The sequence below is a fragment of the Roseomonas sp. TF40 genome, assembly GCF_057219975.1.
This window is the reverse complement of the sequence record NZ_JBXVVR010000001.1, coordinates 1,121,814-1,145,654: the sequence shown is the minus strand read 5'-3', so window position 1 is coordinate 1,145,654 and position 23,841 is coordinate 1,121,814. Positions and strand designations below refer to the sequence as shown.

At 70.3% G+C, this 23,841-nt stretch carries 29 protein-coding genes; 19 read left to right on the top strand and 10 right to left on the bottom strand.

What is annotated here, in order from left to right:
• Window positions 1-64: 64 nt before the first annotated feature.
• From AC2D9U_RS04970 to AC2D9U_RS04940, 7 genes are read left to right on the top strand one after another with little or no spacing between them, the layout of a single operon-like run.
• Window positions 65-421, top strand: coding sequence for an NADH-ubiquinone oxidoreductase subunit NDUFA12 family protein (locus tag AC2D9U_RS04970; RefSeq protein ID WP_484746990.1), 357 nt, complete (start codon window positions 65-67; stop codon window positions 419-421).
• A gap of 7 nt (window positions 422-428) precedes the next feature.
• Window positions 429-941: an outer membrane lipid asymmetry maintenance protein MlaD gene (gene mlaD, locus AC2D9U_RS04965; RefSeq protein WP_484746988.1), complete on the top strand. Its 513-nt coding sequence runs from the start codon at window positions 429-431 to the stop codon at window positions 939-941.
• Complete coding sequence (locus AC2D9U_RS04960; protein WP_484746986.1) at window positions 938-1,156, top strand: hypothetical protein; 219 nt, start codon at window positions 938-940, stop codon at window positions 1,154-1,156. The genes mlaD and AC2D9U_RS04960 overlap by 4 nt, the downstream gene beginning before the upstream one ends.
• Window positions 1,153-1,518, top strand: a complete 366-nt coding sequence (locus AC2D9U_RS04955) for a DUF2155 domain-containing protein (protein ID WP_484746985.1) — start codon at window positions 1,153-1,155, stop codon at window positions 1,516-1,518. Before AC2D9U_RS04960 ends, AC2D9U_RS04955 begins: the two co-directional genes overlap by 4 nt.
• A 31-nt stretch (window positions 1,519-1,549) precedes the next feature.
• Window positions 1,550-1,981 (top strand): DUF805 domain-containing protein, encoded by a 432-nt coding sequence (locus AC2D9U_RS04950; RefSeq protein ID WP_484746984.1) that lies wholly within the window; start codon window positions 1,550-1,552, stop codon window positions 1,979-1,981.
• A 43-nt stretch (window positions 1,982-2,024) separates the two neighbouring features.
• Window positions 2,025-3,074 carry a GSCFA domain-containing protein gene (locus AC2D9U_RS04945; protein WP_484746982.1) on the top strand — a complete coding sequence of 350 codons (1,050 nt, stop codon included), beginning with the start codon at window positions 2,025-2,027 and terminating at the stop codon, window positions 3,072-3,074.
• The gene (locus AC2D9U_RS04940) at window positions 3,071-3,859 is read left to right on the top strand and encodes a hypothetical protein (protein ID WP_484746981.1); all 789 of its coding nucleotides are present in this window, start codon (window positions 3,071-3,073) and stop codon (window positions 3,857-3,859) included. Before AC2D9U_RS04945 ends, AC2D9U_RS04940 begins: the two co-directional genes overlap by 4 nt.
• Before the next feature lie 21 nt (window positions 3,860-3,880).
• Here AC2D9U_RS04940 and aat read toward each other — a convergent pair whose 3' ends face one another.
• The 4 genes from aat to aroQ all read right to left on the bottom strand — a co-directional run bounded on the left by aat (window position 3,881) and on the right by aroQ (window position 6,887).
• A complete protein-coding gene (aat, locus tag AC2D9U_RS04935; RefSeq protein WP_484747333.1) occupies window positions 3,881-4,519 on the bottom strand; it encodes a leucyl/phenylalanyl-tRNA--protein transferase in 639 nt (212 codons plus the stop codon).
• Window positions 4,520-4,609: 90 nt separating this feature from the next.
• Window positions 4,610-5,956, bottom strand: a complete 1,347-nt coding sequence (gene accC / locus AC2D9U_RS04930; RefSeq protein WP_484746979.1) for an acetyl-CoA carboxylase biotin carboxylase subunit — start codon at window positions 5,954-5,956, stop codon at window positions 4,610-4,612.
• 10 nt (window positions 5,957-5,966) lie between these two features.
• A complete protein-coding gene (gene accB / locus AC2D9U_RS04925) occupies window positions 5,967-6,431 on the bottom strand; it encodes an acetyl-CoA carboxylase biotin carboxyl carrier protein (protein WP_484746978.1) in 465 nt (154 codons plus the stop codon).
• Window positions 6,432-6,887 carry a type II 3-dehydroquinate dehydratase gene (gene aroQ / locus AC2D9U_RS04920; RefSeq protein WP_484746976.1) on the bottom strand — a complete coding sequence of 152 codons (456 nt, stop codon included), beginning with the start codon at window positions 6,885-6,887 and terminating at the stop codon, window positions 6,432-6,434.
• A 113-nt stretch (window positions 6,888-7,000) separates the two neighbouring features.
• On the opposite strand from aroQ, the gene thiS reads away from it, so the two are divergent.
• The 5 genes from thiS (at window position 7,001) to AC2D9U_RS04895 (ending at window position 10,142) form a co-directional block, all read left to right on the top strand.
• The gene (gene thiS / locus AC2D9U_RS04915) at window positions 7,001-7,225 is read left to right on the top strand and encodes a sulfur carrier protein ThiS (RefSeq protein ID WP_484746974.1); all 225 of its coding nucleotides are present in this window, start codon (window positions 7,001-7,003) and stop codon (window positions 7,223-7,225) included.
• Window positions 7,226-7,227: 2 nt separating this feature from the next.
• Window positions 7,228-8,028: a thiazole synthase gene (locus tag AC2D9U_RS04910; protein WP_484746973.1), complete on the top strand. Its 801-nt coding sequence runs from the start codon at window positions 7,228-7,230 to the stop codon at window positions 8,026-8,028.
• Window positions 8,029-8,281: 253 nt separating this feature from the next.
• Entirely contained in the window at window positions 8,282-8,416 is a 135-nt protein-coding gene (locus AC2D9U_RS04905) for a hypothetical protein (protein WP_484746971.1), read from the top strand.
• A gap of 38 nt (window positions 8,417-8,454) precedes the next feature.
• On the top strand, window positions 8,455-9,585 hold the full coding sequence (locus tag AC2D9U_RS04900; protein ID WP_484746969.1) for a type III PLP-dependent enzyme: 1,131 nt from the start codon (window positions 8,455-8,457) through the stop codon (window positions 9,583-9,585).
• A 92-nt stretch (window positions 9,586-9,677) separates the two neighbouring features.
• Window positions 9,678-10,142 carry an Lrp/AsnC family transcriptional regulator gene (locus AC2D9U_RS04895; RefSeq protein ID WP_484746968.1) on the top strand — a complete coding sequence of 155 codons (465 nt, stop codon included), beginning with the start codon at window positions 9,678-9,680 and terminating at the stop codon, window positions 10,140-10,142.
• A gap of 4 nt (window positions 10,143-10,146) precedes the next feature.
• On the opposite strand, the gene AC2D9U_RS04890 is transcribed toward AC2D9U_RS04895, so the two are convergent.
• Window positions 10,147-11,718, bottom strand: coding sequence for an ABC transporter substrate-binding protein (locus tag AC2D9U_RS04890; RefSeq protein ID WP_484746967.1), 1,572 nt, complete (start codon window positions 11,716-11,718; stop codon window positions 10,147-10,149).
• Window positions 11,719-11,792: 74 nt separating this feature from the next.
• Window positions 11,793-13,367 (bottom strand): ABC transporter substrate-binding protein, encoded by a 1,575-nt coding sequence (locus AC2D9U_RS04885; protein ID WP_484746965.1) that lies wholly within the window; start codon window positions 13,365-13,367, stop codon window positions 11,793-11,795.
• Window positions 13,368-13,476: 109 nt separating this feature from the next.
• Between AC2D9U_RS04885 and AC2D9U_RS04880 the strand changes: the two genes are divergently transcribed.
• From AC2D9U_RS04880 to AC2D9U_RS04855, 6 genes are all read left to right on the top strand, one after another.
• Window positions 13,477-15,069: an ABC transporter substrate-binding protein gene (locus AC2D9U_RS04880; RefSeq protein WP_484746964.1), complete on the top strand. Its 1,593-nt coding sequence runs from the start codon at window positions 13,477-13,479 to the stop codon at window positions 15,067-15,069.
• A 9-nt stretch (window positions 15,070-15,078) separates the two neighbouring features.
• Window positions 15,079-16,050, top strand: coding sequence for an ABC transporter permease (locus tag AC2D9U_RS04875; protein ID WP_484746963.1), 972 nt, complete (start codon window positions 15,079-15,081; stop codon window positions 16,048-16,050).
• A gap of 1 nt (window position 16,051) precedes the next feature.
• Window positions 16,052-16,975 carry an ABC transporter permease gene (locus AC2D9U_RS04870; RefSeq protein ID WP_484746961.1) on the top strand — a complete coding sequence of 308 codons (924 nt, stop codon included), beginning with the start codon at window positions 16,052-16,054 and terminating at the stop codon, window positions 16,973-16,975.
• Between the two features lie 142 nt (window positions 16,976-17,117).
• The gene (locus AC2D9U_RS04865) at window positions 17,118-18,101 is read left to right on the top strand and encodes an ABC transporter ATP-binding protein (protein WP_484746960.1); all 984 of its coding nucleotides are present in this window, start codon (window positions 17,118-17,120) and stop codon (window positions 18,099-18,101) included.
• An 11-nt stretch (window positions 18,102-18,112) separates the two neighbouring features.
• Window positions 18,113-19,147, top strand: coding sequence for an ABC transporter ATP-binding protein (locus tag AC2D9U_RS04860; protein WP_484747331.1), 1,035 nt, complete (start codon window positions 18,113-18,115; stop codon window positions 19,145-19,147).
• Entirely contained in the window at window positions 19,129-19,746 is a 618-nt protein-coding gene (locus AC2D9U_RS04855) for a cysteine peptidase family C39 domain-containing protein (RefSeq protein ID WP_484746958.1), read from the top strand. The genes AC2D9U_RS04860 and AC2D9U_RS04855 overlap by 19 nt, the downstream gene beginning before the upstream one ends.
• On the opposite strand, the gene AC2D9U_RS04850 is transcribed toward AC2D9U_RS04855, so the two are convergent.
• Window positions 19,733-20,392, bottom strand: coding sequence for a hypothetical protein (locus AC2D9U_RS04850; protein ID WP_484746957.1), 660 nt, complete (start codon window positions 20,390-20,392; stop codon window positions 19,733-19,735). The genes AC2D9U_RS04855 and AC2D9U_RS04850 overlap by 14 nt on opposite strands.
• A 118-nt stretch (window positions 20,393-20,510) precedes the next feature.
• Between AC2D9U_RS04850 and AC2D9U_RS04845 the strand changes: the two genes are divergently transcribed.
• On the top strand, window positions 20,511-20,720 hold the full coding sequence (locus tag AC2D9U_RS04845; RefSeq protein ID WP_484746955.1) for a hypothetical protein: 210 nt from the start codon (window positions 20,511-20,513) through the stop codon (window positions 20,718-20,720).
• Here the strand turns inward: AC2D9U_RS04845 and AC2D9U_RS04840 are convergent, their stop codons facing one another.
• The 3 genes from AC2D9U_RS04840 to AC2D9U_RS04830 all read right to left on the bottom strand — a co-directional run bounded on the left by AC2D9U_RS04840 (window position 20,721) and on the right by AC2D9U_RS04830 (window position 23,662).
• Entirely contained in the window at window positions 20,721-21,386 is a 666-nt protein-coding gene (locus AC2D9U_RS04840) for a DUF4189 domain-containing protein (protein ID WP_484746953.1), read from the bottom strand.
• Window positions 21,387-21,581: 195 nt separating this feature from the next.
• On the bottom strand, window positions 21,582-22,937 hold the full coding sequence (locus tag AC2D9U_RS04835; protein WP_484746951.1) for an ATP-binding protein: 1,356 nt from the start codon (window positions 22,935-22,937) through the stop codon (window positions 21,582-21,584).
• Entirely contained in the window at window positions 22,934-23,662 is a 729-nt protein-coding gene (locus tag AC2D9U_RS04830; RefSeq protein ID WP_484746950.1) for a response regulator, read from the bottom strand. Before AC2D9U_RS04830 ends, AC2D9U_RS04835 begins: the two co-directional genes overlap by 4 nt.
• Between the last annotated feature and the right edge of the window lie 179 nt (window positions 23,663-23,841).

The following is a 23,841-nucleotide window of genomic DNA, read 5'->3' as shown; positions in this document are numbered from 1 at the left end:
TGCGGCAGGGGCTGTGGCATGGTGGCGGCCCGCCAGCCTCGGCGGGTCAGCTTGGGACAGCCCGATGTCGGTGTTCAGCCGTTTTTTCGCCGCCCTGTCCGGCCGCCAGGTCGGTACCGATCGCTTCGGCAATGCCTATTTCGAATCGCGCGCCGATTTCCTGGGCTATGGGCGCAAGCGCCGCACCGTGATCTTCGCCGGCGCCCCGGACCCCACCAAGGTGCCGCCCGAGTGGCATGGCTGGCTGCACCATACCGCCCCCGCCCCCCTGCCCGAGGCGAAGCGCCACCCCTGGATGATCGAGCACCGCCCCAACCCCACCGGCACACCGCAGGCTTGGCGCCCCGCCGGGCATGATTATGCGGGCGGTCGCCGGCGCAGCACGGCGGGCGACTACGAGGCCTGGACCCCGGGTAGCTGACGCGCCGATGAAGGGACGCTCGATCGTCGAGGTCTTGGCCGGCGCGGTGGTGCTGCTGATCGCCGGCGCCTTCCTGGCCTATGCGGTGACCAATAGCGGCCGTTCCACCATCTCCGGCCCCGCCTTGACGCTGCAGGCGAAGTTCGACCGGATCGATGGCCTCGCCCCCGGCGCCGATGTCCGCATCGCGGGGGTGAAGGTGGGCAGCGTGGTCGGCCAGCGGATCGACCCGCAGAGCTTCCTCGCCGTGCTGACGCTGCGCGTGGATGGCAGCCTGCGCCTGCCCGCCGATACCTCCGCCGAGATCGCGAGCGAAGGGCTGCTGGGCGGCAAGTTCGTCTCCCTTGTGCCCGGTGGGGCGGATCGTCTGCTGACCGAGGGGGGCGAGATCACGATCACGCAATCCGCCATCAGCCTCGAGAGCCTGCTGGGCCGCTTCATCTTCTCCATGACCGAGGGCCAGTCGAGCCGTCCCGCGGCCGAGGGTGCCGCGACGCCTGCCCCACCTGCGCCCCGATGAGCGCGCTCGACCCCCCGGCCGCCTGGCCGGGCGCGGATGGCGCGCCGATCGCCTGCCGCGAGAAGCTGAAGATGCTGGCCGAGAACCACCGCGAAGCCGCCCAGGTGCTGCGCGATACCTTCGAGGATGCGGTGCTGATGGGGGTGGACGAGGCCGCGATGCGCCGGCTGCTGGTCGAGCTCATCGCCGCCCTGCCGAGCCCGAAGCGCGCATGAGGGCGCTGCTCGCGGCCCTGCTGCTGGTCCTGCCCGCCACGGTGCAGGCGCAGGATTGGCGGCCCCAGCGGATCGCCGAGTTGCAGGCGCTGGACAAGGTGACGGCGCGCGTCACGACGCTGCGCGCCACGCTCAACCAGCCCGAGCGCTTCGGCAGCCTGACCATCACCGTGCGCGCCTGCTTCTCCCGCCCGCCGGATGAGGTGCCCGATGCCTCGGCCTGGCTGGAGATCACGGACAGCCGCGCGCCGGCCAATGGCGCGGCGGTGTTCCGCGGCTGGATGATCGCCAATGCGCCGGGCGTGAACATGCTGCAGCATCCGGTCTACGATATCCGCATCATGGAGTGCCGGGCGCAGTAGCGCGGGCGGCCTTGGACGAGGGATGGCGGCGATGGGGTTCACGGACGCGGTCGGCAGATGCCTGGGCAGCTACGCCACCTTTGCCGGCCGGGCGCGGCGGTCGGAATTCTGGTATTTCTGGCTCTTCAACCTGCTCGTGCAGATCGTGGCGAGTGGCATGGACAACATGCTCCTGGGCGGGGCCGGCGTGCTGAGCGCCGTGGCCTCGCTGGGGCTTCTGTTGCCGGGCCTCGCGGTCTCGGCGCGGCGGCTGCACGATGGCGGGCGCAGCGGCTGGTGGCTGCTGATCGGGCTGGTGCCGCTGGTCGGCGTGATCCTGCTGATCATCTGGTATGTCGGGCGGGGCGAGGACGGGCCGAACCGCTTCGGCGCCGATCCGCGCGCCGCCCTGGCCGATCCGGCCGCCCATCCTTCCGCCCGCCCCTCCGCCCGCCCCTGGGACCGCCCCGGGGCGCCCTCCTGAGCCCCGCCTCGGCCTCCACCCTGACCTGCAAGGGAATCCGGCGATGAACTCCCCCTATGAGGGCCTGCCCGACTCCAGATACTGGCGCAGCGGCGTGTCCCAGAAGCACCCCTTCGACATCGCGGGGCTGTATCGCAAGAAGTTCGACATCGCGCCGGGCGATCGCATCGCCACGGCCGGCAGTTGCTTCGCACAGCACATCTCGCGCCATCTGCGCGCACGCGGCTTCAGCGTGATCGATGCAGAGCCCGCGCCCCCCGGGCTGGAGGCCGGGCAGGCGCAGGCGCATGGCTATGGCCTCTATTCGGCGCGCTACGGCAACATCTACACCACGCGCCAGCTTATCCAGCTGGCGCGCGAGGCGCTGGGCCAGTTCAGCCCCGCCGATGCCGTGTGGGAGAAGGAGGGGCGCTTCTACGACGCGCTGCGCCCCTCGGTGGAGCCCAAGGGCCTGCGCAGTGCGGCGCATGTCGCCCTGCAGCGCAAGCAGCACCTGGCGAAGGTGCTGGAGGTGATGCAGGCCGCCAATCTCTTCATCTTCACCCTCGGCCTGACCGAGACCTGGCTCGATCGCGAGAGCGGCACCTGCTACCCCACCGCGCCCGGCACCATCGCCGGCAGCCACGACCCGGCGCGCACCGTGTTCCACAACCTCAGCTTCGGCGAGGTGATGGAGGATTTCCTGGCCTTCCGCGACATCCTGCGCGGCATCAACCCGGCTATCCGCTTCCTGCTCACCGTCTCGCCCGTGCCCCTGACCGCCACCGCCACCGAGGACCATGTGCTGGTCGCCACCACCCACTCGAAATCCGTGCTGCGCGCCGTGGCCGGCGAACTGGCGCAGCGCCACGCGGATATCGACTACTTCCCCTCCTATGAGATCATCGCCGCCCCGCCCACGCGGGCCTTCTTCTACGAACCCAACCTGCGCTCGGTGAACAATGGCGGCGTGGCGCATGTGATGCGGCACTTCTTCGCCGAGCATGGCACCGCCGGCGCCGCGGCCGCCCGGCCGGAGGGCGCCGCGCCCGATGGCGGGGAAGGCGACGACGTGGTGTGCGAGGAAGCGCTGCTGGACGCCTTCGCCCGATGAAGCGTCTTTGCATCCTGGGCAATTCGCACCTCGCCGCGGTGAAGCTCGGCTGGACGCAGCGCGCCGCCGCCTATCCCGGCCTGCACTGCGACTTCTTCGGCGCGCCCAAGAACGGTCTGGCCAGCGTGACGTTCCAGGATGGCGAGATCCTGCCCCAGACCGACGAGGTGCGCGCCGCCTTCGCCATGACCTCGGGCGGCCAGGAAAGCGTCCGGCTCGCGGGCTATGATGCGGTGGTGACGGTCGGCCTCGGCTTCTCGATGGCCACCCTGATCCGCCGCGTCTATCGCGACTACCGGTCGGATGCGCACAACTTCCTCGAGGGCGAGGTCACGCTGGTGGGCGAGGACACCTTCCGGCAGGTCTGCGCCACGATGCTCGCCCGTTCCACCGCGATGTGGCTTGCCGGGCACCTCGCGCAGGCGGGTGTCGCGCGGCGCGTGATCGTGCCCCAGCCCCTGCCGAGCGAGGATATCCTTCAGGCCGCGGAGGGCGAGATGGATGCGCCGCTCTGGCAGGCCGCGGTGCGGGAGGGCGATGACGCGGCGCTCGACCAGAGCATGGCCGAAGCGGTGCAGGCGCTGGCCGCGCCGGGTCTTGCCTTCCTGCCCCAGCCGCCGGCCACGCGCAGCGGGCATCTGTTCACGCGGCGCGACTACGCCATCGGCTCGGTTCGCCTAGTCGCGGGGTTCGAGGCGCAGCACGCGAAGAACGATGTCGGACACATGAACGGCGCCTATGGCGCGGCGGTGATCGACGCGCTTGTGGCGCTGCTGCCCGGCTGAGGCGGGGCGCCGGGCGGCGGTTCAACCGCCGCGCAGCGCGCGGATCTCGGCGGCAAGTGCCGCGGCATCCACCTCATCCGCCCAGCGCGCCGGTTCCTCCACCGCGGCCGACAGAAGGCGCTTGTAGGTGAGGCGCGGGATCTCCTGGCAGCCGAACTGCGCCAGGTGGCTGGTCTGGAACTGCGCGTCGAGCAGGGTGAAGCCACACAGGCGCAGCCGGGCCACCAGATGCACCAGCGCGACCTTCGAGGCATCGCGCACGCGGCTGAACATGCTCTCCCCGAAGAAGGCGCCGCCCAGCGCCACGCCATAGAGCCCGCCGACCAGCCGCGGCCCGGCCCCCGGGCCGGCCTGCCAGACCTCCAGCGAATGGGCGTGGCCCATGCCGTGCAGCGTGGCGAAGAGCCGCTCGATCTCCGGGTTGATCCAGGTGTCGCCGCGCCCCGCCGCCGGCTCGGCACAGGCCGCGATGACGGCGGCGAAGTCACGATTGGCGGTGACGGTGAAGGCATCCGACAGCGCGGTGCGGCGCAGCCGGCGCGAGAGGTGGAAGCCCTCCAGCGGCAGCACGCCCCGCTGCTCAGGGTCGAGCCAATAGAGCCGATCGCCACGGCGGCTCTCAGCCATGGGGAACAGCCCCGCCCGATAGGCGCGCAGCATGAGTTCGGGCGTGATCTCGAACTGGCGACGGCTCACCGCGCCACTATGCGCCGGAATCCGGCGCGCGGCGAGGGATCTCGCGCGCCGATGTCAGCCCTGCGTGCCGTGGACGAAACGTTCCAACCAATGGATGGTGTAGTCGCCCGCCTGGAATTCCGGATCGGCGACGATGCGCTGGTGCAGCGGCAGCGTGGTCTTGATGCCGCTGACCACCATCTCGGCCAGGGCGCGCTTGAGGCGCGCGATCGCCTCCGGCCGGGTCTGGCCATGCACCACCAGCTTGGCGACCAGGCTGTCATAGTGCGGCGGCACGGTGTAGCCGGAATAGAGCGCGCTATCGACGCGCACGCCCAGGCCGCCGGGGGCATGGTACATGTCCACCCGGCCGGGGCTGGGGGCGAAGGTCTCGGGATCCTCGGCGGTGATGCGGCACTCGATGGCGTGGCCGGAGAAGCGGATCTGGTCCTGCGTGTAGCCCAGGTGCTCGCCGGCGGCGATGCGCACCTGCTCCTTCACCAGGTCGACGTTGCAGACCATCTCGGTGACGGGGTGTTCCACCTGCAGGCGGGTGTTCATCTCGATGAAGGCGAACTGCCCGTCCTGCCAGAGGAATTCCAGCGTGCCGGCATTGCGGTAGCCCAGCCCCTTCAGGGCCTTGGTCACCTGCGCGCCCAGCGCATCGCGCTCGGCGGCCGAGAGCACGGGGCTGCCGGCCTCTTCCACCAGCTTCTGGTGGCGGCGCTGCAGCGAGCAGTCGCGCTCGCCGAAATGCACGACCTCGCCGTGGTTGTCGGCCAGCACCTGCATCTCGATGTGCCGCGGGCGGTCGAGATACTTCTCGAGATAGACGCTGTCGTCGCCGAAGGCGGCCTTGGATTCCGTGCGCGCGACGCGATAGGCCTCTTCCAGCTCATCGGCCGAGCGCGCGACCTTCATGCCGCGCCCGCCGCCGCCGGCGGCGGCCTTGATCAGCACGGGATACATCACCTGCTCGGCCACGGCGCGGGCTTCCTCGAAGCTCTCGAGCGCGCCGAGCGAGCCGGGCACGAGCGGCACGCCGAGCCGGCGCATCGCGTCCTTGGCGGCGATCTTGTCGCCCATCATGCGGATATGCGCGGGCGAGGGGCCGATGAAGGCCAGGCCGTGAGCTTCCACCATCTCCGCGAAATTCGCGTTCTCGGAGAGGAAGCCGTAGCCGGGGTGGATGGCCTCGGCCCCGGTGATCGCGGCGGCGGAAATGATGGCCGCCATGTTGAGGTAGCTTTCGCGGGCCGGGGCGGGGCCGATGCACACGCTCTCATCCGCGAGGCGCACATGCATGGCCGTGTTGTCGGCCGTGGAATGCACCGCCACGGTCTGGATGCCCATTTCCTGGCAGGCGCGATGCACGCGCAGCGCGATCTCGCCGCGGTTCGCGATCAGGACTTTGCGGAACATCAGCGGATCATCACTCGATGATCATCAGGGCTTCGCCGTATTCGACGGGCGAGCCGGGTTCGACGAGGATGCGCGCCACCACGCCCGCCTTGGGGGCGCGGATCTGGTTGAAGGTCTTCATCGCCTCGATCAGCATCAGGGTCTGGCCCTGCGCCACGCGCGCGCCCAGGCTGACGAAGGGCGCGGCCCCCGGCTCGGGCGAGAGATAGGCCACGCCCACCATGGGCGAGGTGACGGCGCCCGGATGCGCGGCGTCGGAGATCGCCTCGATCGCCGCGACCGGGGCAGGGGGGGCGGCGGGCATGGCAGCAGCCGGGGCGGCGGCGACGGTGGCCTGCACCGCCTGCACCGTCACCTGCCGGGCGACGCGGATGCGCGCATCCTTCTCGACCAGCTCGATCTCCGTCAGGTCGGTGTCCCGCAGGATCTGGGCCAGCTCGCGGATCGCGGCGGGGTCGAATGCAACGCCCGACATTCAGGGCTCTCCTTCCTGTGCGACGATCTCGGCCATGGCCCGCAGCGCGAGCGCATAGCCTTGAACGCCCAGCCCCGCGATGACGCCCGTGGCCACCTTGGAGACATAGCTGAGATGCCGGAATTCCTCCCGGCGGTGGATGTTCGAGATGTGGACCTCGACGACCGGCAGGTCCACGGCCTTCAGCGCATCCATCAGCGCGATGGAGGTGTGGCTGTAGCCGGCCGGGTTGATGATGATGCCAGAAGCCCGGCCGCGGCATTCCTGCACCCAGGTGATCAGCTCGCCCTCGCCATTGGTCTGGCGGAAATCGATGGCGAGGCCCAGCGCCTCGGCCGCCTCGGCGCAGAGCGCCTCGACATCGTCGAGGGTGGCGGCGCCATAGACCTCCGGCTGGCGGGTGCCGAGCAGGTTCAGATTGGGGCCGTTCAGCACGGCGATCAGCGGGGGGTTCACGGGCGACGACCCTGTCGAGGAAAGCGGGCTGCGCTAACACGTTGCCATGGCGCGCCGCAAGACGGCAGCGCCCCGGCTTGCCGCGGCCCGGCCGCGCCGCCATGTTCCGGCGCATGAGCACGCAGATATCCCCGCAGATCACGATCGAGGTGAATGGCGAGGCCCGCCAGGTGCCGGCAGGGGCCTCGGTGGCGGAGCTGCTCGGCCTCATCGGCCTCGCCGCGCCCAAGGTGGCGGTGGAGCGGAACCTGGAAATCGTGCCCCGCTCGGCCTGGGCCAGCACGCGCCTCGCGCCGGGCGACCGGCTCGAGATCGTGCACTTCATCGGAGGTGGCTGACCATGGACGGACTACCCCTGCCGGCCGATGAGGGCTGGAGCGTCGCCGGGCGGCATTTCCGCTCGCGCCTCGTCGTGGGCACCGGCCGCTACAAGGACCTGGCGGAGACGGCACGCGCCATCGAGGCCAGCGGGGCGGAGATGGTGACGGTGGCGGTGCGCCGGGTGAACCTCTCCGACGCCTCCGCACCCATGCTGCAGGATTTCGTCCCTCCCAGCCGCTACACCTACCTGCCCAATACCGCCGGCTGCTTCACGGCGCAGGAGGCGGTCCGCACGCTGCGCCTGGCGCGCGAGGCGGGGGGGTGGAACCTCGTGAAGCTCGAGGTGCTGGGCCCGCCGCCCTTCCTCTACCCCGACATGGCCGCGACCTTCGAGGCCGCGGCCGCGCTGATCGCGGATGGCTTCGAGGTGATGGTCTATTGCGCCGACGACCCCGTGGCGGCCAAGCGGCTGGAGGAGATGGGCTGTGTCGCCATCATGCCGCTCGGCGCGCCGATCGGCTCGGGGCTCGGGGTGGCGAACCCCTTCATGATCCGCGTGATCAAGGCGCAGGCCCGCGTGCCGGTGCTGGTGGATGCGGGAATCGGCACGGCGAGCGACGCCGCCCTGGCCATGGAACTCGGCTGCGATGCGGTGCTGCTGAACTCCGCCATCGCCCACGCCAAGGACCCGGTGCGCATGGCCCGCGCCATGAAGGCGGCGGTGGAGGCGGGGCGCGACGCCTTCCTGGCGGGGCGGATGCCGCGCAATGACCGGGCCGATGCGTCGAGTCCGATGGGCGGGCTCATCGCGCAAAGCTAGGCGGAACAAGGGGTCGGCCGGCGCGATCCGGTCGATTCGCCGGGCCCGGTGAAGGTTTGCCGGAGCCTTCCCGGCCTCCCCCCGGGGTCTACAGGCCGGGTTTCCGGCCATTCACCGGGCCTCAAGAAAAAAAACGGCCCGAGGGGCCAGAAACCGCTTTTCCCCGAAACTGGACCGGCCTATATCGCCGGCAGACGCAGTACGCACGTGCCTCTGGCCCCAGGCCCACGGAACCTCCCCGCCCAGTCAGGCGTTGGCCGAGGTCACCGCGGCGCAAGGTTTACGCAACGACGTCAAGCGTTCTGGCAACCCCGGGCGGCGCAAGCCGGCCGGCACTTTCGTGGTCGCTGGTTCGTTCGACCGTTTCGTTAACTGGGGCGTTGCCTGAGATGGGCGACCTCCGCCGCTTGCTGGGGAGTTGGGGCGATGAACCCGAAGATCGCAGCCTATCTGCGCGACCACGCGCCGGCCACGCCGTGCCTCGTCCTGGATGTGGACCGGGTCGAGCAGAATTACCGCCGCCTCCTCGCCGCCCTGCCGCTCGCGCGCGTCTATTATGCGGTGAAGGCCAACCCGGCCGCGCCGATCCTGGCGCGCCTGACCGGCCTCGGCTCCTCCTTCGATGCCGCTTCCTGGGAAGAGATCCAGCTCTGCCTGGAGGCCGGCGCGCGGCCCGAGCAGATCTCCTTCGGCAATACGGTGAAGAAGGAGAGCGCCATCAAGGCCGCCTACGCCGCCGGCGTGCGCATGTTCGCCTTCGACAGCGAGCCCGAGCTGCAGAAGCTCGCCCGCTCCGCGCCGGGGGCGAAGGTCTATTGCCGCATCCTGGTCGAGAACAAGGGCGCCGAGTGGCCGCTCAGCCGCAAGTTCGGCTGCGAGGCCGCGATGGCGGTCGAGCTGATGAAGAAGGCCGCCGCCTGGGGCATGGATCCCTACGGCATCTCCTTCCATGTCGGCAGCCAGCAGACCCAGACCGGCGCCTATGAGGCCGCGATCGCGCGCGTGGCGATGATCTTCACCGACCTCCAGGCGGCGGGGATCAACCTGCGCATGGTCAATCTCGGCGGTGGCTACCCGGTGCGCTACCGCGCCGAGGTGCCGGAGATCGACGATTTCGGCGCCGCCATCATGGGCGCGATGACCGAGCATTTCGGCAACGCCCTGCCCGAGATGCTCGTCGAGCCCGGCCGCTTCCTCGTCGGCGATGCCGGGGTGGTGGACAGCGAGGTCGTGCTCGTCTCCCGCAAGGGTGATGAGGACCCCGTGCGCTGGGTCTATCTCGACATCGGCCGCTTCGGTGGCCTGGCCGAGACCGAGGGCGAGGCCATCCGCTACGCCTTCCGCACCCCCCATGATGGCGAGGCCGAGGGCCCCGTGACCATCGCCGGGCCGACCTGCGACAGCACGGACACGCTCTATGAGAAGTCCAACTACCGCCTGCCGCTGGCGCTCGATGCCGGGGACCGGGTGCAGCTGATCTCGACCGGCGCCTATGTCACCACCTATGCCGCGCAGGCCTTCAACGGCTTCCGCCCGCTGGCCGAGCATTACATCTGAGGGCAGAAGCATCGCCCTCGACCGGAAAAAAAACGGGCCGCCGCAAGGTGGCCCGTTTCTTTTTTGGCGAATAGCGCGCTACCCTTGCCGCCATGGATGAAATCGATCGCAACCTGGTCATCGCCCTGCAGGAGAACGGCGCGGCGGGCCTCGCGGAGCTCTCCAAGGCGGCCGGGCTCTCCGTCTCCGCCACGGCCGAGCGCGTCAAGCGGCTGGAGGAACGCGGCGTCATCCGCGGCTGGCGGGTGGATCTCGACCCCGTGGCGGCGGGCTGCCCCTTGCTCGCCTTCGTCTTCGTCGCGATGCGCCCGGGGCGTGACGACGCCGCCTTCCTCAAGACGATGCGCAAGCAGGAGGCGGTGCTGGAGTGCCACACCGTCACCGGCGCCTGGTGCTACCTGCTGAAGCTGCGCCTGCCCGACGTGGCCGCACTCGAGAGCTTCGTCTCCGACGAGGTGCGCGGCCAGCCCGGCGTGGAGCGCACCGAGACCATCCTCGCACTCGCCAGCCCCAAGGAAACCGCGATCCTGCCCGTGGCCGAGGCCAGCGAGGAGTAGCGGCTCAGCGCGCCGGCCGCACGCCCATCGCCATGGTGCGTTCGTCACGACGCGGCTCATGCACCAGGCCGCGCTTCAGCGCCCAGACATTGCCCAGATGCATGATGGGGAAGTTCGGCACCTCGGCGGCGTAGAAGCGCACCGCCTCCCAGATCGCGCGCTCGCGCGCCGCATCGTCCATCGTCTCGCTGGCGCGGGCCAGGATCGCATCCAGCGCGGGGGCGCTGTAGCGGCGCTGGTTGGCGGAACCCGTGCGGCGCTCGCGGTCGAAGGTCGCGAGCACGCTGGTGAGGTAGGAGAGGCCCTCGCCGGTGGTGCTGCCCCAGCTGCCCATGCTCATCGAGAATTCCTGCCGCGCGGCGCGGGCGGAATAGGTGGTCCAGGGCAGGGCCTCCACCGCCGTCTGCACGCCCACCCGGCTCCACATCTGCGCCACCGCCTGCGCCAGGCGCGCATCATTGGGGAAGCGGTCATTCATGGTGTGCAGCACCATGCGGAAGCCCTGCGGGTAGCCGGCCTCGGCCAGCAGGCGCCGTGCGCCCTCGGGGTCATAGGGCGGGGGCGGGGTCTGCGGGTCGTGCGAATAGGTGCCCGCCGGCAGCCATTGGCCGGTGGGCGCGCCGATGCCATCCATCGCGCGCTCCACCAGCGCGTCGCGGTTGATGGCGATGTTCAGCGCGCGACGCACGCGCACATCGCGGAAAGGGTTCACCGGCAGGGGCTGGCCCTGATTGTCAGTGACATGCGGCAGCGGCCCCGGGCGCGACCAGTCGGGCCCGATATGCACCATGCGCAGCGAGCCCACCTGGCTGATCGCCACGCGCGGGTCGCGGGACAGGCGCGGCAGGTCGTTGGGTGAGACCTGGTCGATCATGTCCACATCGCCGGCCAGCAGCGCGGCGGTGCGGCTGGGGTCGGTGGCGATGAAGCGCACGGCGACGCGCGCCCAGGGCTCGCGCTCACCCCAGAAGCTGTCGTTGCGCACGAAATCCGTGCGGTCGCCCTGGCGATGCGCGACCAGCCGGTAGGGGCCGGTGCCGATGGCCGCGCGACCCGCATTGTAGTCATCGGTCGTGGCGGTGGCCCCGACATGGCGGGAGATCACATGCACGCCGCCGATCTCGGGCAGCAGCACGGGGTTGGGGTAGTGTGTCTCGATGCGCAGCGTCAGCGCATCCACCGCCTGCACCGACTTGATGCTGCGCAGCGCCGTGCCGAAGCCGCCCGGGCTGTTGGGCACGTTGGGCGCGCGCTGATAGGTGAAGACCACGTCGTCGGCGGTGAAGGGCCGGCCATCATGCCAGGTCACGCCCGGGCGCAGCTTGAACTCCCACACCGTGTCGCTGACCAGCCGCCAGCTTTCGGCGAGGTTGGGCCGGATGCGGCTCTGCGCGTCGCGGTCCACCAGCCGGTCGAAGATGTGCTGCGTCAGCGCCGTATTGGGCGAGGCGTTGAAGAAATGCGGGTCGAGCGAGGTCGCCGCCCCGCCGGTCGCGATGGTCAGCGACTGACCGAGCGCGGGCGCGCCGGCGAGCGAGACAAACGCGCCCAGCAGCGCGGCGCGGATCATGGTCATGCGGGGCCCCCGGCCTTCGTTCCGCCAAAGGGAAGCAAAGAACCGGGGGGCCGCGCAACGCGTTTCGCGTCGCCTCAGTTGGCGGGGCGGGCGCCCATCGCCACGGTGCGCTCATCCATCCGCGGCTCATAGGTCACGCCCCGACGCGTGGCCCAGAAGTTCACGAGCTGGAAGAGCGGGATCATCGCCGTCTCGGCATCCACCATCGCCACCGCCTCCTGCAGCAGGCGTTCGCGCGCCGCGTCATCGAGCGTGGCGGTGGCGCGCGCCGTCAGCGCATCGAGCCGCGGGTTGGAATAGCGCGAGGAGTTGGAGGCGCCGATCCGGCGTTCGCGATCGAAGGTGCCGAAGATGTTGACCAGCATGTAGCTGGCCTCGCCCGTCACGCTGCCCCAGCCGACGAGGCGCATGTTGAATTCCTGCCGCGCGGCGCGGGTGGAGTAGCTTGCCCAGGGCAGTGCCTCCACCGCCGTGCGCACGCCGATGCGCGTCCACATCTGCGCCACCGCCTGGGCGGTGCGGGCATCGTTGGGGTAGCGGTCATTGGGCGTGGTCAGCGTCATGCGGAAGCCGTTGGGGAAGCCTGCCTCGGCCAGCAGGCGCCGCGCGCCCTCGGGGTCCGGGCGCGGCACGGCCACCGCCGGGTTGTGCGAGTAGGAGCCGGGCGGCAGCCACTGGCCGTTCGGCCGCGCCGTGCCCTCCATCACGCGCTCGGCCAGCGCCTCGCGGTCGATGGCGACGGAGAGCGCGCGGCGCACCCGCGCATCCTGGAAGGGGTTGCGGGGCAGGGGGCGGCCGTCATTGTCGGTGACGAAGACCGGGTTCTCGGTCCGCGAATAATCCGGGACCATGTAGATCAGCCGCAGCCCCTGGATCTCCGAGAGGCTGATCCGCGGATTGGCGCGCAGCCGGGCGAGGTCCGTCGAAGGCACCTGGTCGATCACATCCACATCCCCCGCCAGCAGCGCCGCGGTGCGGGAAGGGTCGTTGGCGATGAAGCGGTAGGAGACGCGCGCCCAGGGTTCCGCCCCCTTCCAATAGGCGTCGTTGCGCACGAATTCGGTGCGGTCGCCGGGGCGGTAGCTGACGAGGCGATAGGGCCCGGTGCCGATGGCCGCGCGCCCCGAATTGTAGTCCTCCGTCGCCGCGCCGGTGCCGGCATGGCGGGAGATGATCTGGATCGAGGCCAGCTCGGTCGGCAGCAGCGGGTGCGGCGCGGCCGTGTGGAAGCGGATGGTGAGCGGGTCCACGATCTCGACCCGCTGGATGGCGCGCACGAAGCCGCCGAAGCCGCCCGGGCTGTTGGGCACGTTGGGCGCGCGCTCGATGGTGAAGGCGACATCGTCGGCGGTGAAGTCGCGCCCATCATGCCACTTCACCCCGGCGCGCAGCTTGAACTCCCACATGGTGTCGGAAACCGCCCGCCAGCTCTCCGCCAGGGCGGGCTGGATGCGCGCCTGCGCGTCCTGCTCCACCAGCCGGTCGAACAGATGCATGGTCAGGCTGATATTGGGCGAGGCGTTGTAGAAATGCGGGTCGAGCGAGGTGGGCGATCCGCCGATGCCGATGGTCAGGTTCTGGCCCAGCGCGGGGCCGGCCATCAGCGCCAGGGCGGCGACGCCAAGGCGGGCCTGGGTAAGGGGGGTCATCGTGGTCGTCTCTCCCGTCGGGTGCACTCTCGCGGGTAAACCTAGCCTCCGTCGGGCCGGGCTGCTACGGATGTTGCTTCGGGCAGGTCCAGAACCAGGGAGACAGGTGATGCGCAACAGCATCCGGGTGGCCGTCACGGCCGCCATAGCGGCCATTGCGGCAGGGGCCCCGCAGGGCGCGATCGCGCAGAACCTGACCATGGCGGTGGGCTCGCCGGTCACGTCGCTCGATCCGCATTTCCATCAGCTCTCGCCCAACAACGCGGTCAGCGACATCATCTTCGACAAGCTGGTCGAGACCGACGCCGCCGCGCGCAACATCCCCGGCCTTGCGCTGTCCTGGTCGGCCATCGGCCCCACCACCTGGGAGTTCAAGCTGCGGCCGAATGTGCGCTTCCACAACGGCAACGCCTTCACGGCGGATGACGTGGTTGCGACCATCCAGCGCCTGCCCAACGTGCCCAACGCGCCCTCCTCCTTCGCCGCCTATGCGCGCCCGATCGTGCGCATGGAGATCGTCGATCCGCTGACCATCCGTTTCCACACCGCGGCCCCCTATCCGCTGATGCCGCTCGACATGACGAATGTGCGGATCATCGATTCCGAGACGCATGCGAATGCGACGACGGAGGGCTTCAATTCCGGCGCGCTGGCGATCGGCACGGGCCCCTATCGCGTCACCGCGCATCGCTCGGGCGACCGCATCGAGTTCGAGCGCAACCCGCATTACTGGGGCCAGGCGCCGGCCTTCCAGCGCGTCAGCTACCGCATGATCACCAACGATGCCGCGCGCACCGCGGGGCTGCTCGCCGGCGACCTCGACTTCATCGACCAGGTGCCGACCACCGACCTTGCGCGGCTGCGTAACGATCCGCGCCTGACGCTGAGCGAGACGGTCGGCCTGCGGCTGATCTTCCTCGGGCTCGATCACCAGCGCGCGGCGAACGAGAACAGCCCGCACATCACCGACAATGAAGGCCGCCCGCTGGGGCGCAACCCGCTGCAGGATGTGCGCGTGCGCCGCGCGCTCTCCATGGCCATCGACCGCGAGGCGATCACCAGCCGCATCATGGATGGCGCGGCCACGCCGGCCGGCCAGTTCCTGCCGCCCGGCACCTTCAGCCATGTGCCGGACGTCACCGCGCCGCGCTTCGACCCCGAGGGCGCGCGCCGACTGCTGGCCGAGGCCGGCTACCCGAACGGCTTCCGCATCCAGCTCAACAGCCCCAATGACCGCTACATCAACGATGCGCGCATCGCCCAGGCGATCGGCCAGATGTGGACGCGCATCGGCGTGCGCACGGCGGTGGAGGCCCAGACCTGGGCCACCTTCGTGGGTCGCGCGGGCCGCGGCGAATACTCCGCGCATCTGATCGGCTGGGGCTCGAACCCCGATGGCAGCCATCCGCTGCGCAACATCATCGGCACCGTCTCACGCGAGCGTGGCTGGGGGGCGTCGAACCGCGGCCGCTACTCCAACCCGCAGATCGACGCGCTGCTCGAGCGGTCGCTGGGCGAGCTCGACAATGCGGCGCGCGAGAAGATGCTGATCGATGCGCAGCGCATGGCGGCGGAGGATGTGGCGGTGATCCCGCTGCACATCCAGACCAACATCTGGGCGATGCGCCGCGGCTTCACCCACACGCCGCGCGTGGATGAGCTGACGCGCGCGCAGGATGTCCGCCTCGCCCCCGCCCGCTAGGCCGCGCGCATGTCGGTCTACCTGCTGCGAAGGCTGATCCAGGCGCTGGGCGTCATGCTCGCGATGTCGGTCATCGTGTTCATCGGCGTCTTCGCCATCGGCGATCCGGTCGAGATCCTGATCAGCCCCGATGCGGACCAGATGGAGCGGGAGCGCGCCATCCGTGCGCTCGGGCTCGACCTGCCGCTCTGGCAGCAATACGGCATCTTCCTGATGAAGGCGGTGCAGGGCGACCTCGGGCGCAGCTTCGTCTTCAACGAACCCGCGCTGACGCTGATCCTGCAACGCATGCCGGCCACGCTGGAACTCGCGCTGGCGGCGACGGTGGGGGCGATCATCATCGGCCTGCCGCTGGGTCTCTATGCCGGGCTCAACCCGAACAGCCCGGTCAGCAAGGGCATCATGGCGGGCTCCATCCTCGGCTTCTCGCTGCCGACCTTCTGGGTCGGGCTGATGCTGATCATGGTCTTCGCCGTGCAGCTCGGCTGGCTGCCCTCGACCGGGCGGGGCGAGACGGTGGAGGTGCTTGGCACGCGCTGGTCCTTCCTCACCGCCGATGGGCTGGCGCATCTCGTGATGCCCGCGCTCAACCTCGCGCTGTTCAAGATCAGCCTCGTCATCCGCCTGACGCGCGCAGGGGTGCGGGAGACGATGCTGATGGACTACGTGAAGTTCGCACGCGCCAAGGGCCTCAGCTCCTTCCGCGTCACCTTCGTGCATGTCTTCAAGAACATCCTGATCCCGGTCGTCACCGTCACGGGGCTGGAGTTCGGTTCCACCATCGCGTTCAGCGTGGTGACGGAATCGATCTTCGCCTGGCCGGGCATGGGCAAGCTGATCATCGACAGCATCAACGTGCTCGACCGGCCGGTGATCGTCGCCTACCTGATGATCATCGTGCTGATGTTCATCCTCATCAACCTGATCGTGGACCTGATGTATTCGGTCCTCGACCCCCGCGTGCGGCTGGAGGGCAAGTGAGATGAGTGCGGCTGTCGGCACCACGCCCGCTGCCCCGAAGCAGGACAGGGTGGAGACACCCTTCCAGCGTTTCGTTTCCGAATTCGCGGAATCCAAGATCGCGCTGTTCGGGCTCGCGGTCTTCTCGGTCATCGTGCTGGTCGCGCTGCTGGCGCCCTTCATCGCGCCGCAGAATCCCTATGACCTCGCGGTGCTGGACATCATGGATGGGCGGCTCGAACCTGGGTCGAAATCCGGCGACGGGACCATCACCTATTGGCTCGGCACCGATGACCAGGGGCGCGACATGCTCTCGGGCATCATGTACGGGCTGCGCATCTCGCTGACCGTGGGCGCGGGCTCGGCGCTGATCGCCTGCCTCGTCGGCGCCTCGCTCGGCCTGCTCGCGGCCTATGCGGGCGGGAAGACCGACAGCGCCATCATGCGCGTGGTCGACCTGCAGCTGTCCTTCCCCGCCATCCTCGTCGCGCTGATGATCCTGGCCTTCCTGGGCAAGTCGATCGCCAATGTGGTGATCGCCATCGTCATCGTCGAATGGGCCTATTACGCGCGCACGGTGCGCGGCACCGCACTGGTCGAGCGCCGGCGCGAATACATCGAGGCCGCGCAATGCCTCGCTTTGCCCACGCATCGCATCCTGTTCCGCCATCTCCTGCCCAACTGCCTGCCGCCGCTGATCGTCATCGGCACGATGCAGGTCGCGCGCGCCATCGCGCTGGAGGCGACCCTCTCCTTCCTCGGCCTGGGCGTGCCGATTACCGAGCCCTCGCTCGGCCTGCTGATCGCGAACGGGTATGAGTACATGCTCTCGGGCAAGTACTGGATCAGCTTCTATCCGGGCATCGCGCTGCTGATCACCATCGTCTCGATCAACCTCGTCGGCGACCATCTGCGTGACGTGCTGAACCCGAGGCTCAAGAAGTGAGCCTCGGTTTCTTGTGCCCTCAGGCGCCGGGCGCGCGCTCCGCGCGCTTGGCTTGCGCGCCGACGCATTGTGGTTCGGGTGACCATGTCGCCCTGCGCGCGCCGGCCGCATTGCGGCCGGGGATTGGCGAAGGTTTCTCGCGATGACGGCACCCACCCTCGAGGTCCGCAACCTCTGCACGCATTTCTTCACCCGCGCCGGCGTGGTGCGCGCGGTGGACGATGTCTCCTTCACCGTGGGCCGCGGCAAGGTGCTGGGCCTGGTCGGCGAAAGCGGCTCTGGCAAGACCGTGACGGGCTTCTCCGTCATGGGCCTGGTCGATCCGCCGGGGCGCATCGTCAGCGGGCAGATCCTGTTCCAGGGCCGCGACCTCGCGACCTGTTCCGAGGAGGAGATGCGCGCCCTGCGGGGCAACCGCATCGCGATGATCTTCCAGGACCCGATGATGACGCTGAACCCGGTCCTGCGCATCGACACGCAGATGATCGAGACGGTGCTGGCGCATGAGAAGGTGCCCGAGGCCGAGGCCCGCGCCCGGGCGCGCGATGCACTCGGCATGGTCGGCATCCCGAGCCCGGAGGAGCGGCTGAAATCCTACCCGCACCAGTTCTCCGGCGGCATGCGACAGCGCGTGGCCATCGCCATCGCGCTGCTGCACCGCCCCGAGCTGATCGTGGCGGATGAACCCACCACCGCGCTCGACGTCACGATCCAGGGCCAGATCCTCGCCGAGGTGCAGAAGCTGTGCCTGAACGCCGGCACCTCGATGATCTGGATCACGCATGACCTCTCGGTCGTCGCCGGCCTCGCCGACGACATCGCGGTGATGTACGCCGGCAAGATCGTCGAATACGGCGATGTGGGAGAGGTGCTGGACCTGCCGCTGCACCCCTACACGCATGGGCTGATCGGCTCGGTGCCTTCGCGCAACAAGCGCGGCGAGCCGCTGCGCCAGATCCCGGGCATGACGCCCTCCTTGCTTGGCCTCCAGCCCGGCTGCGCCTTCCGCACGCGCTGCCCGCGCGCCGGCACCGATTGCGCCGAGATGCCGGAACTGCGCGAGTGGCGCCCGGCCCGCATGGCGCGCTGCCACCGTCCGCACCTCGAAGCGGAGTATGTGGCATGAGCGAAGCTGGGATGAAGGAGGGGGCCACCCACGCCACCCGCAGCTTTGCGGACAGCGAAGTGCCGATGGTGGAGCTGCGCGGCGTCTCCCGCCGCTTCGCCAAGAAGCTCGACATCGCGGCGAAGCTCGCCCGGCGCCTCGGCGCCGATGTGCGCGAGGAGGTCGTGCACGCGGTGGACAATGTCGATCTGCGCGTGCGCAAGGGCGAGGTGGTGGGCCTGGTCGGCGAGAGCGGCTGCGGCAAATCCACGCTCGGGCGCATCGTCGCGGGCATCCTGCCGCAATCCGAGGGCCAGGTGCTTTGGAACGGGACCGACGTCGCCACGCTGCAGGGCGAGGCGGCGAAACTCGGAAAACTGCGCCGGCAGATGATCTTCCAGGATCCTTATGCCAGCCTCAATCCGCGCATGCGCGTGGCCGACATCGTGGGCGAGGCGCCGCTGGTGCATGGCCTGGTCAAGCGCAGCGGCTTCGACGCCTATGTCGATGACCAGATGCGCCGCGCGGGGCTCGACCCCACCTTCAAGCGCCGCTACCCGCACCAGTTCTCGGGCGGCCAGCGCCAGCGCATCGGCATTGCCCGTGCGCTGGCCGTGCAGCCCGACTTCATCGTCTGCGATGAGGCGGTGGCCGCGCTCGACGTCTCGATCCAGGCGCAGATCCTGAACCTGTTCATGCGGCTGCGGCGCGAGCTCGACCTCACCTATCTGTTCATCAGCCACGACCTCGGCGTGGTGGAGCATCTGAGCGACCGCGTGGTGATCATGTATCTCGGTCGCGTGGTGGAGGAAGCGCCGACCGAGGAGGTCTTCGCCCGCGCCAGCCACCCCTATACGCGCTCGCTCCTGGATAGCGTGCCGCGCATCGGCAACCGCAAGCGCGCCTTCGCGACGGTGAAGGGGGAGATCCCCTCGCCGCTGAATCCGCCGCCGGGCTGCCACTTCCACCCGCGCTGCCCGCTGGCCTTCGACCGCTGCCGGGTGGAGGTGCCCAAGCTCAAGACCATCGGCGCCGCCCATCGCAGCGCGTGCCACCTGAACGATTGATCCCGCCCTATCGCGCCCAGTGGGAAAGCGCGGCGCTGGTCGCCGAATTCCTTGCCGGGCGCGATGCGGCGACGGACCCGCTCTGGCCAGCGAGCGGGGCGGAAAGCGCGGCCGAATATGCGCGCTGGGCGGAGCATCTCTGCGGCTGCGCCTGCCTGCAGATGGCGCTTGGCGCGCGCGGGCGGGCGGTGCCGCCCATCCATGACATCCGCCGCGCCGTGCAGGCGCTGGGCGGCTATGTCGAGCAGCCGGATGGCGCGATCCGCGGCCTCATCTATGCCGGCGCCGTGGCCTGGTTGAACGGGCTCGGCCTGGCAGCCGAGACCCTGCTCGATATCGACGCCGCGGCGATCCCGCCGCTGGTGGCCGACGGCGGATTGTTCATCGCCTCGGTCCATCCGGGCATTCGCCGGCCCGATATGCCGCCGCCCAGCCGCGGCGGGCATCTGGTGCTGGTCTTCGGCGTCACCGCCGCAGGCGCGCTGCGCCTGCACAACCCCTCGGGTGATACCGGCGCGACGCGCATCGACCAGCGCCTCGCGCCAGGCACCTTCGGCGAGTTCTTCTCCGGGCGCGGGATTTTGCTCAGGTCCGCTTGATGTCGCCGCGCGGCGAGGCGCCGCGGCCGCGCCCCGGCGGGTCGGAGGGATCGCTGTCGGAAGGCCCGGCCGGCGCCTGCGGGCCGCGATTGCCGCCGCGCCCGCCATTCGGCGGGTCGGAGGGGTCGTTGTCGGTCACCCCGGTCTGCTGGCGGTTGCCGCCGCGCCCGCGCCCGGGCGGGTCGGAAGGGTCGGAGTCGCTGGGGCCCTGGCCCTGCTGGCCGCGCGAGCCGCCACGGCCCTGACCCGGCGGGTCGGAGGGATCGGCATCGCTGACGCCCGTCTGCTGCCGGTTGCCGCCGCGGCCACGCCCGGGCGGGTCGGAAGGGTCGGAATCGCTCGGCCCCTGCTGTCCTCGGTTGCCTCCGCGGCCCTGGCCCGGGGCGTCATTTGGGTCGGAGTCGGTCAGGCCGGTCGGCGGGCGGGTGTTGCGCCCCTGACCGGGCGCGTCGGAGGGATCGGCATCGGTGATGCCGCTGCGCTGCGGCGGCGGCGCGGTGCCGCCCTTGCCGCCGGGCGCACCGCCCCCGCCCGACTTCGTGCCCTGGGCCGAGGCCGCGACAGGCACCGCGGCCGCGCCACCGAGGGCCGCCAGGCGCAACACAAGCAGGCGCCGGGCAAGGCGCGGATCGGATGCGGTGGTCATGCGGCGCTCCTTCGTTCATCCTATGGTCGGGCGTTGCGACCGATGCCGCAAGGGGCACGTCGGTGCGGCGACATCTTTCCCGCTTGCGTCGATGTTCTGTTTATGTTCTTCTCAGCCCATGAGAAGCGCGACCTGTGCCGCCGGCTCGGCCGGCCCCTTCACCACCCGGTTCGGCCTGGCCGACCTTGGCATCCCCAGCCCGCCGCGCGCCATGCGCCGCGCCCGCCCGGCCGAACCCGCCTGGCGGGAGGCGATGCGCTGGACCGTCATCGGCCTGAGCGCAAGCCTCGTCGCCGGTGAAGTGGCGCTCTGGCTCGCGGGCTTCTGATCAGCCCGCGCAGACCGTCTGCACCACGCGGCAGGAATCCCGGCTGCGGGTCTGGCAGGCGCCGATCGCCGCATGTTCCGCCGCGGCGCGCGTGCTGCCCGTCTCGGCCGCGGTGAAGGCCACGCGGTCGCCCCGCTCCGCCCGGGCGGCGGCGGCGCAGCCGGAGGTAAACTCCACCAGCATCCGGCAGGGCTGGCCATTGGCGCGGGCGGCGCAGGCAGTCTCGGCCCGGCCATGCGCCTGCAGCCGATCGCGCTGGCCGCTGACGATGCCAAGGCCCGGATGCGGCGCCGGCGCGGCGTAGATCGCGCCCCAGCTTTGCGGCGTATTCGTGCGCGGTGGGGCGTTCAGGGCCACCTGCGCGGCCTGGGCGGTGGGGACGCCGAGGCTCGCGACCGGCCGGCCATAGCCATTGCCCGCCACCAGCCGCGGCTGGGGCTGTGTCGGCTGGCGGGCATTGCTGCGCGCCGGCTGCGCCTGGGCGCCCTGCACCGCGACGCCGCAGCGCGACAGGCAGGAAAGCAGCCGCGCCCGGTCATCGCGCGGCAGGGCCGCGCAGGCGGCGCGGCATTGCTGCTCGGCCGGCGACTGCGCCAGGGCAGGGGGCGTTGCAAGAAGCGAGGCCAGGATCACCACACCGGCAAGGACCCACCGTCGAACCTGCAAGTGGCAATGCATTTTGCAAAAATTCCCCGTCAGACTGCTCTGCCAGGGAAGGTTTGCAGGCTGCATGCCAGCCCGGTCGCCAGAGCACGCTGCGTTCTGGTGAACGCAGCTCGTGCTCTGGAAATCATTGAATCTAGAGCAAGAAATGCGTTCAGCGTCGCGGCGGCGCCGCGACCCATCTGAACGCATAGTGCTCTAAACCGGCAGGCTCGCCACCGCCTCCAGCCCGCCCTCACGGCGGTTGCGCAGCACCACATCGCCGCCATGGGCGCGGAAGATGTTGCGTGCGATCGGCAGGCCGAGCCCGGTGCCGCCTGTCTCCCGGTTGCGGCTGGTCTCGAGCCGGCGGAAGGGCTGGAACACGGCTTCCAACTCGTGCTCCGGCACGCCGGGCCCGTCATCCGCGACGCTGATGCGCAGCACCCCCGTGGCGGGTGGGGTGAGCGTCAGCCGTGCCGCACCCCCATAGGCCACCGCATTGCCTACCAGATTGGCCAGGGCGCGCTTCAGCGCCACCGGCCTTGCCGAGACGGTCAGGTGCTCCGGCCCCGCATAGGCGATGCGCTCGGCCGTCTCCGCATCCGCGGCATCGGCGGCCTCATCCAGCACGGTGCGGCACAGCGCGGCGAGATCCACGGGCACCGAGGGCTCGGCCGCGGAATCGTCGCGCGCGAAGGTGAGGGTGGCGGCGATCATCGCCTCCATCTCATCGAGGTCCGCCAGCATCTTCCGCCGCTGCTCGTCATCGTCGAGGAATTCGGCGCGCAGCTTGAGGCGCGTGATCGGCGTCTTGAGGTCATGGCCGATGGCGGCGAGCATCTGCGTGCGGTCCGCGACGTAGCGGCGGATGCGCTCGGCCATGGTGTTGAAGGCGCGCGCGGCGGTGGCGACCTCGGCGGGGCCGGATTCGGGCAGGGGGGCGGCGTTCACGTCCCGCCCCAGCCGGTCCGCCGCCGCCGCCAGATCGCGCACCGGGCGCATCATCCGCCGCACCGCCCAGAGCGTCAGCCCGGCCGCGGCCACGGTCATCAGCAGGAAGGAGATCAGGAAGGTCTCGGAATGCCAGGGCCGTGGCGGCGGCAACTCCACGCGCAGGTTCAGCCAGTGGCCATCCGCGAAGCGCAGGCTGACATGCATCACCCCCGGCCGCGACCCGCCCGAGACCTCCATCTCCCGCGGGCGGAAGCGCGGCGGGGCGGACATGATCGCCTCGGTGCGGAACAGCCGCATCAGGGGCGGGGGCGGGGGCGGGTAGCGGCGGCTGGCCGAGGGCTCGTCGCCCAGCTCCGCGCGCAGGCCCGGCGGCAGGTCGAACTCGGCGAGCATCGCCCCGCGCCGCTCGCCCTGGGTCTGCGCGAGGGTGCGCCAGAGCGTGAAGGCGCGCTGCGAGACATCGCGCGCCTGCTGGAAGCGCTGCAGATCCACGCGGTCGAGCGCATGGATGGTCAGCCCCGCCACCTGCACCAGCACCAGGCCCACCAGCAGGACCGTCGCGGTCCGGCCCGCGAGGCTGCGCGGCCAGAACCAGCCGAGCCAGCGAAAGGGTCTCAACCGCGTTCCACCGTGGCGGAGAGCACATAGCCGCCGCCGCGCACGGTCTTGATGACCTGCGGGTTGCGCCCGTCATCCTCAAGCTTGCGCCGCAGTCGGGAGACGGCGACATCGATGGCGCGGTCGAAGGGCCCGGCCTGTCGTCCGCGCAGCAGGTCCATCAGCATGTCGCGCGTCAGCACCCGGTTCGGGCGCTCGACCAGCACCATCAGAAGTTCATATTCGCCCCCGGTCAGCGGCACCTCGGCGCCATCGGGGTTGAGCAGGCGCCGGCGCGTGGGCTCCAGCACCCAGCCGGCGAAGCGCAGCACCTTGGCCGGTGGCTCGCGCCCCGGATCGGTGGAGCTGTCGGCGGTGGCGCGGCGCAACACGGCGCGGATGCGCGCGAGCAGCTCGCGCGGGTTGAAGGGCTTGGCGACGTAGTCATCGGCGCCAAGCTCGAGCCCCACGATGCGGTCCGTCTCCTCGCCCATCGCGGTCAGCATCACGATCGGCACCTCGGATTGGCTGCGCAGCCAGCGCGCGAGGTCGAGGCCCGATTCGCCGGGCATCATCAGGTCCAGCACCACGAGGTGATAGCGCCCGAGCGGCCAGAGCTTCCGCGCCTCCCGCGCATCGCGCGCGGCGGTCACGCGGAAGGATTGCTTCTCGAGGAACTTGCCGAGCAGGTCGCGGATCTCGCGGTCGTCATCGACGACGAGGATATGGGGGGCGTTGCTGTCCATGCCGTGTAACATAGCGCGAAGCGGCGGGTTTGGGGGGCGGCGATGTTGCGCTGTGTAACCGCCGGGCCGCCTGCAACGCAGCGTTGCACTTCCTGACGCATCGCCCCTTGGGGCCGTAACCTTGGCTCCCCATCCTGCGAAACACGACGGACCACCCGGCGCGGCCACTTCCCCTCGCC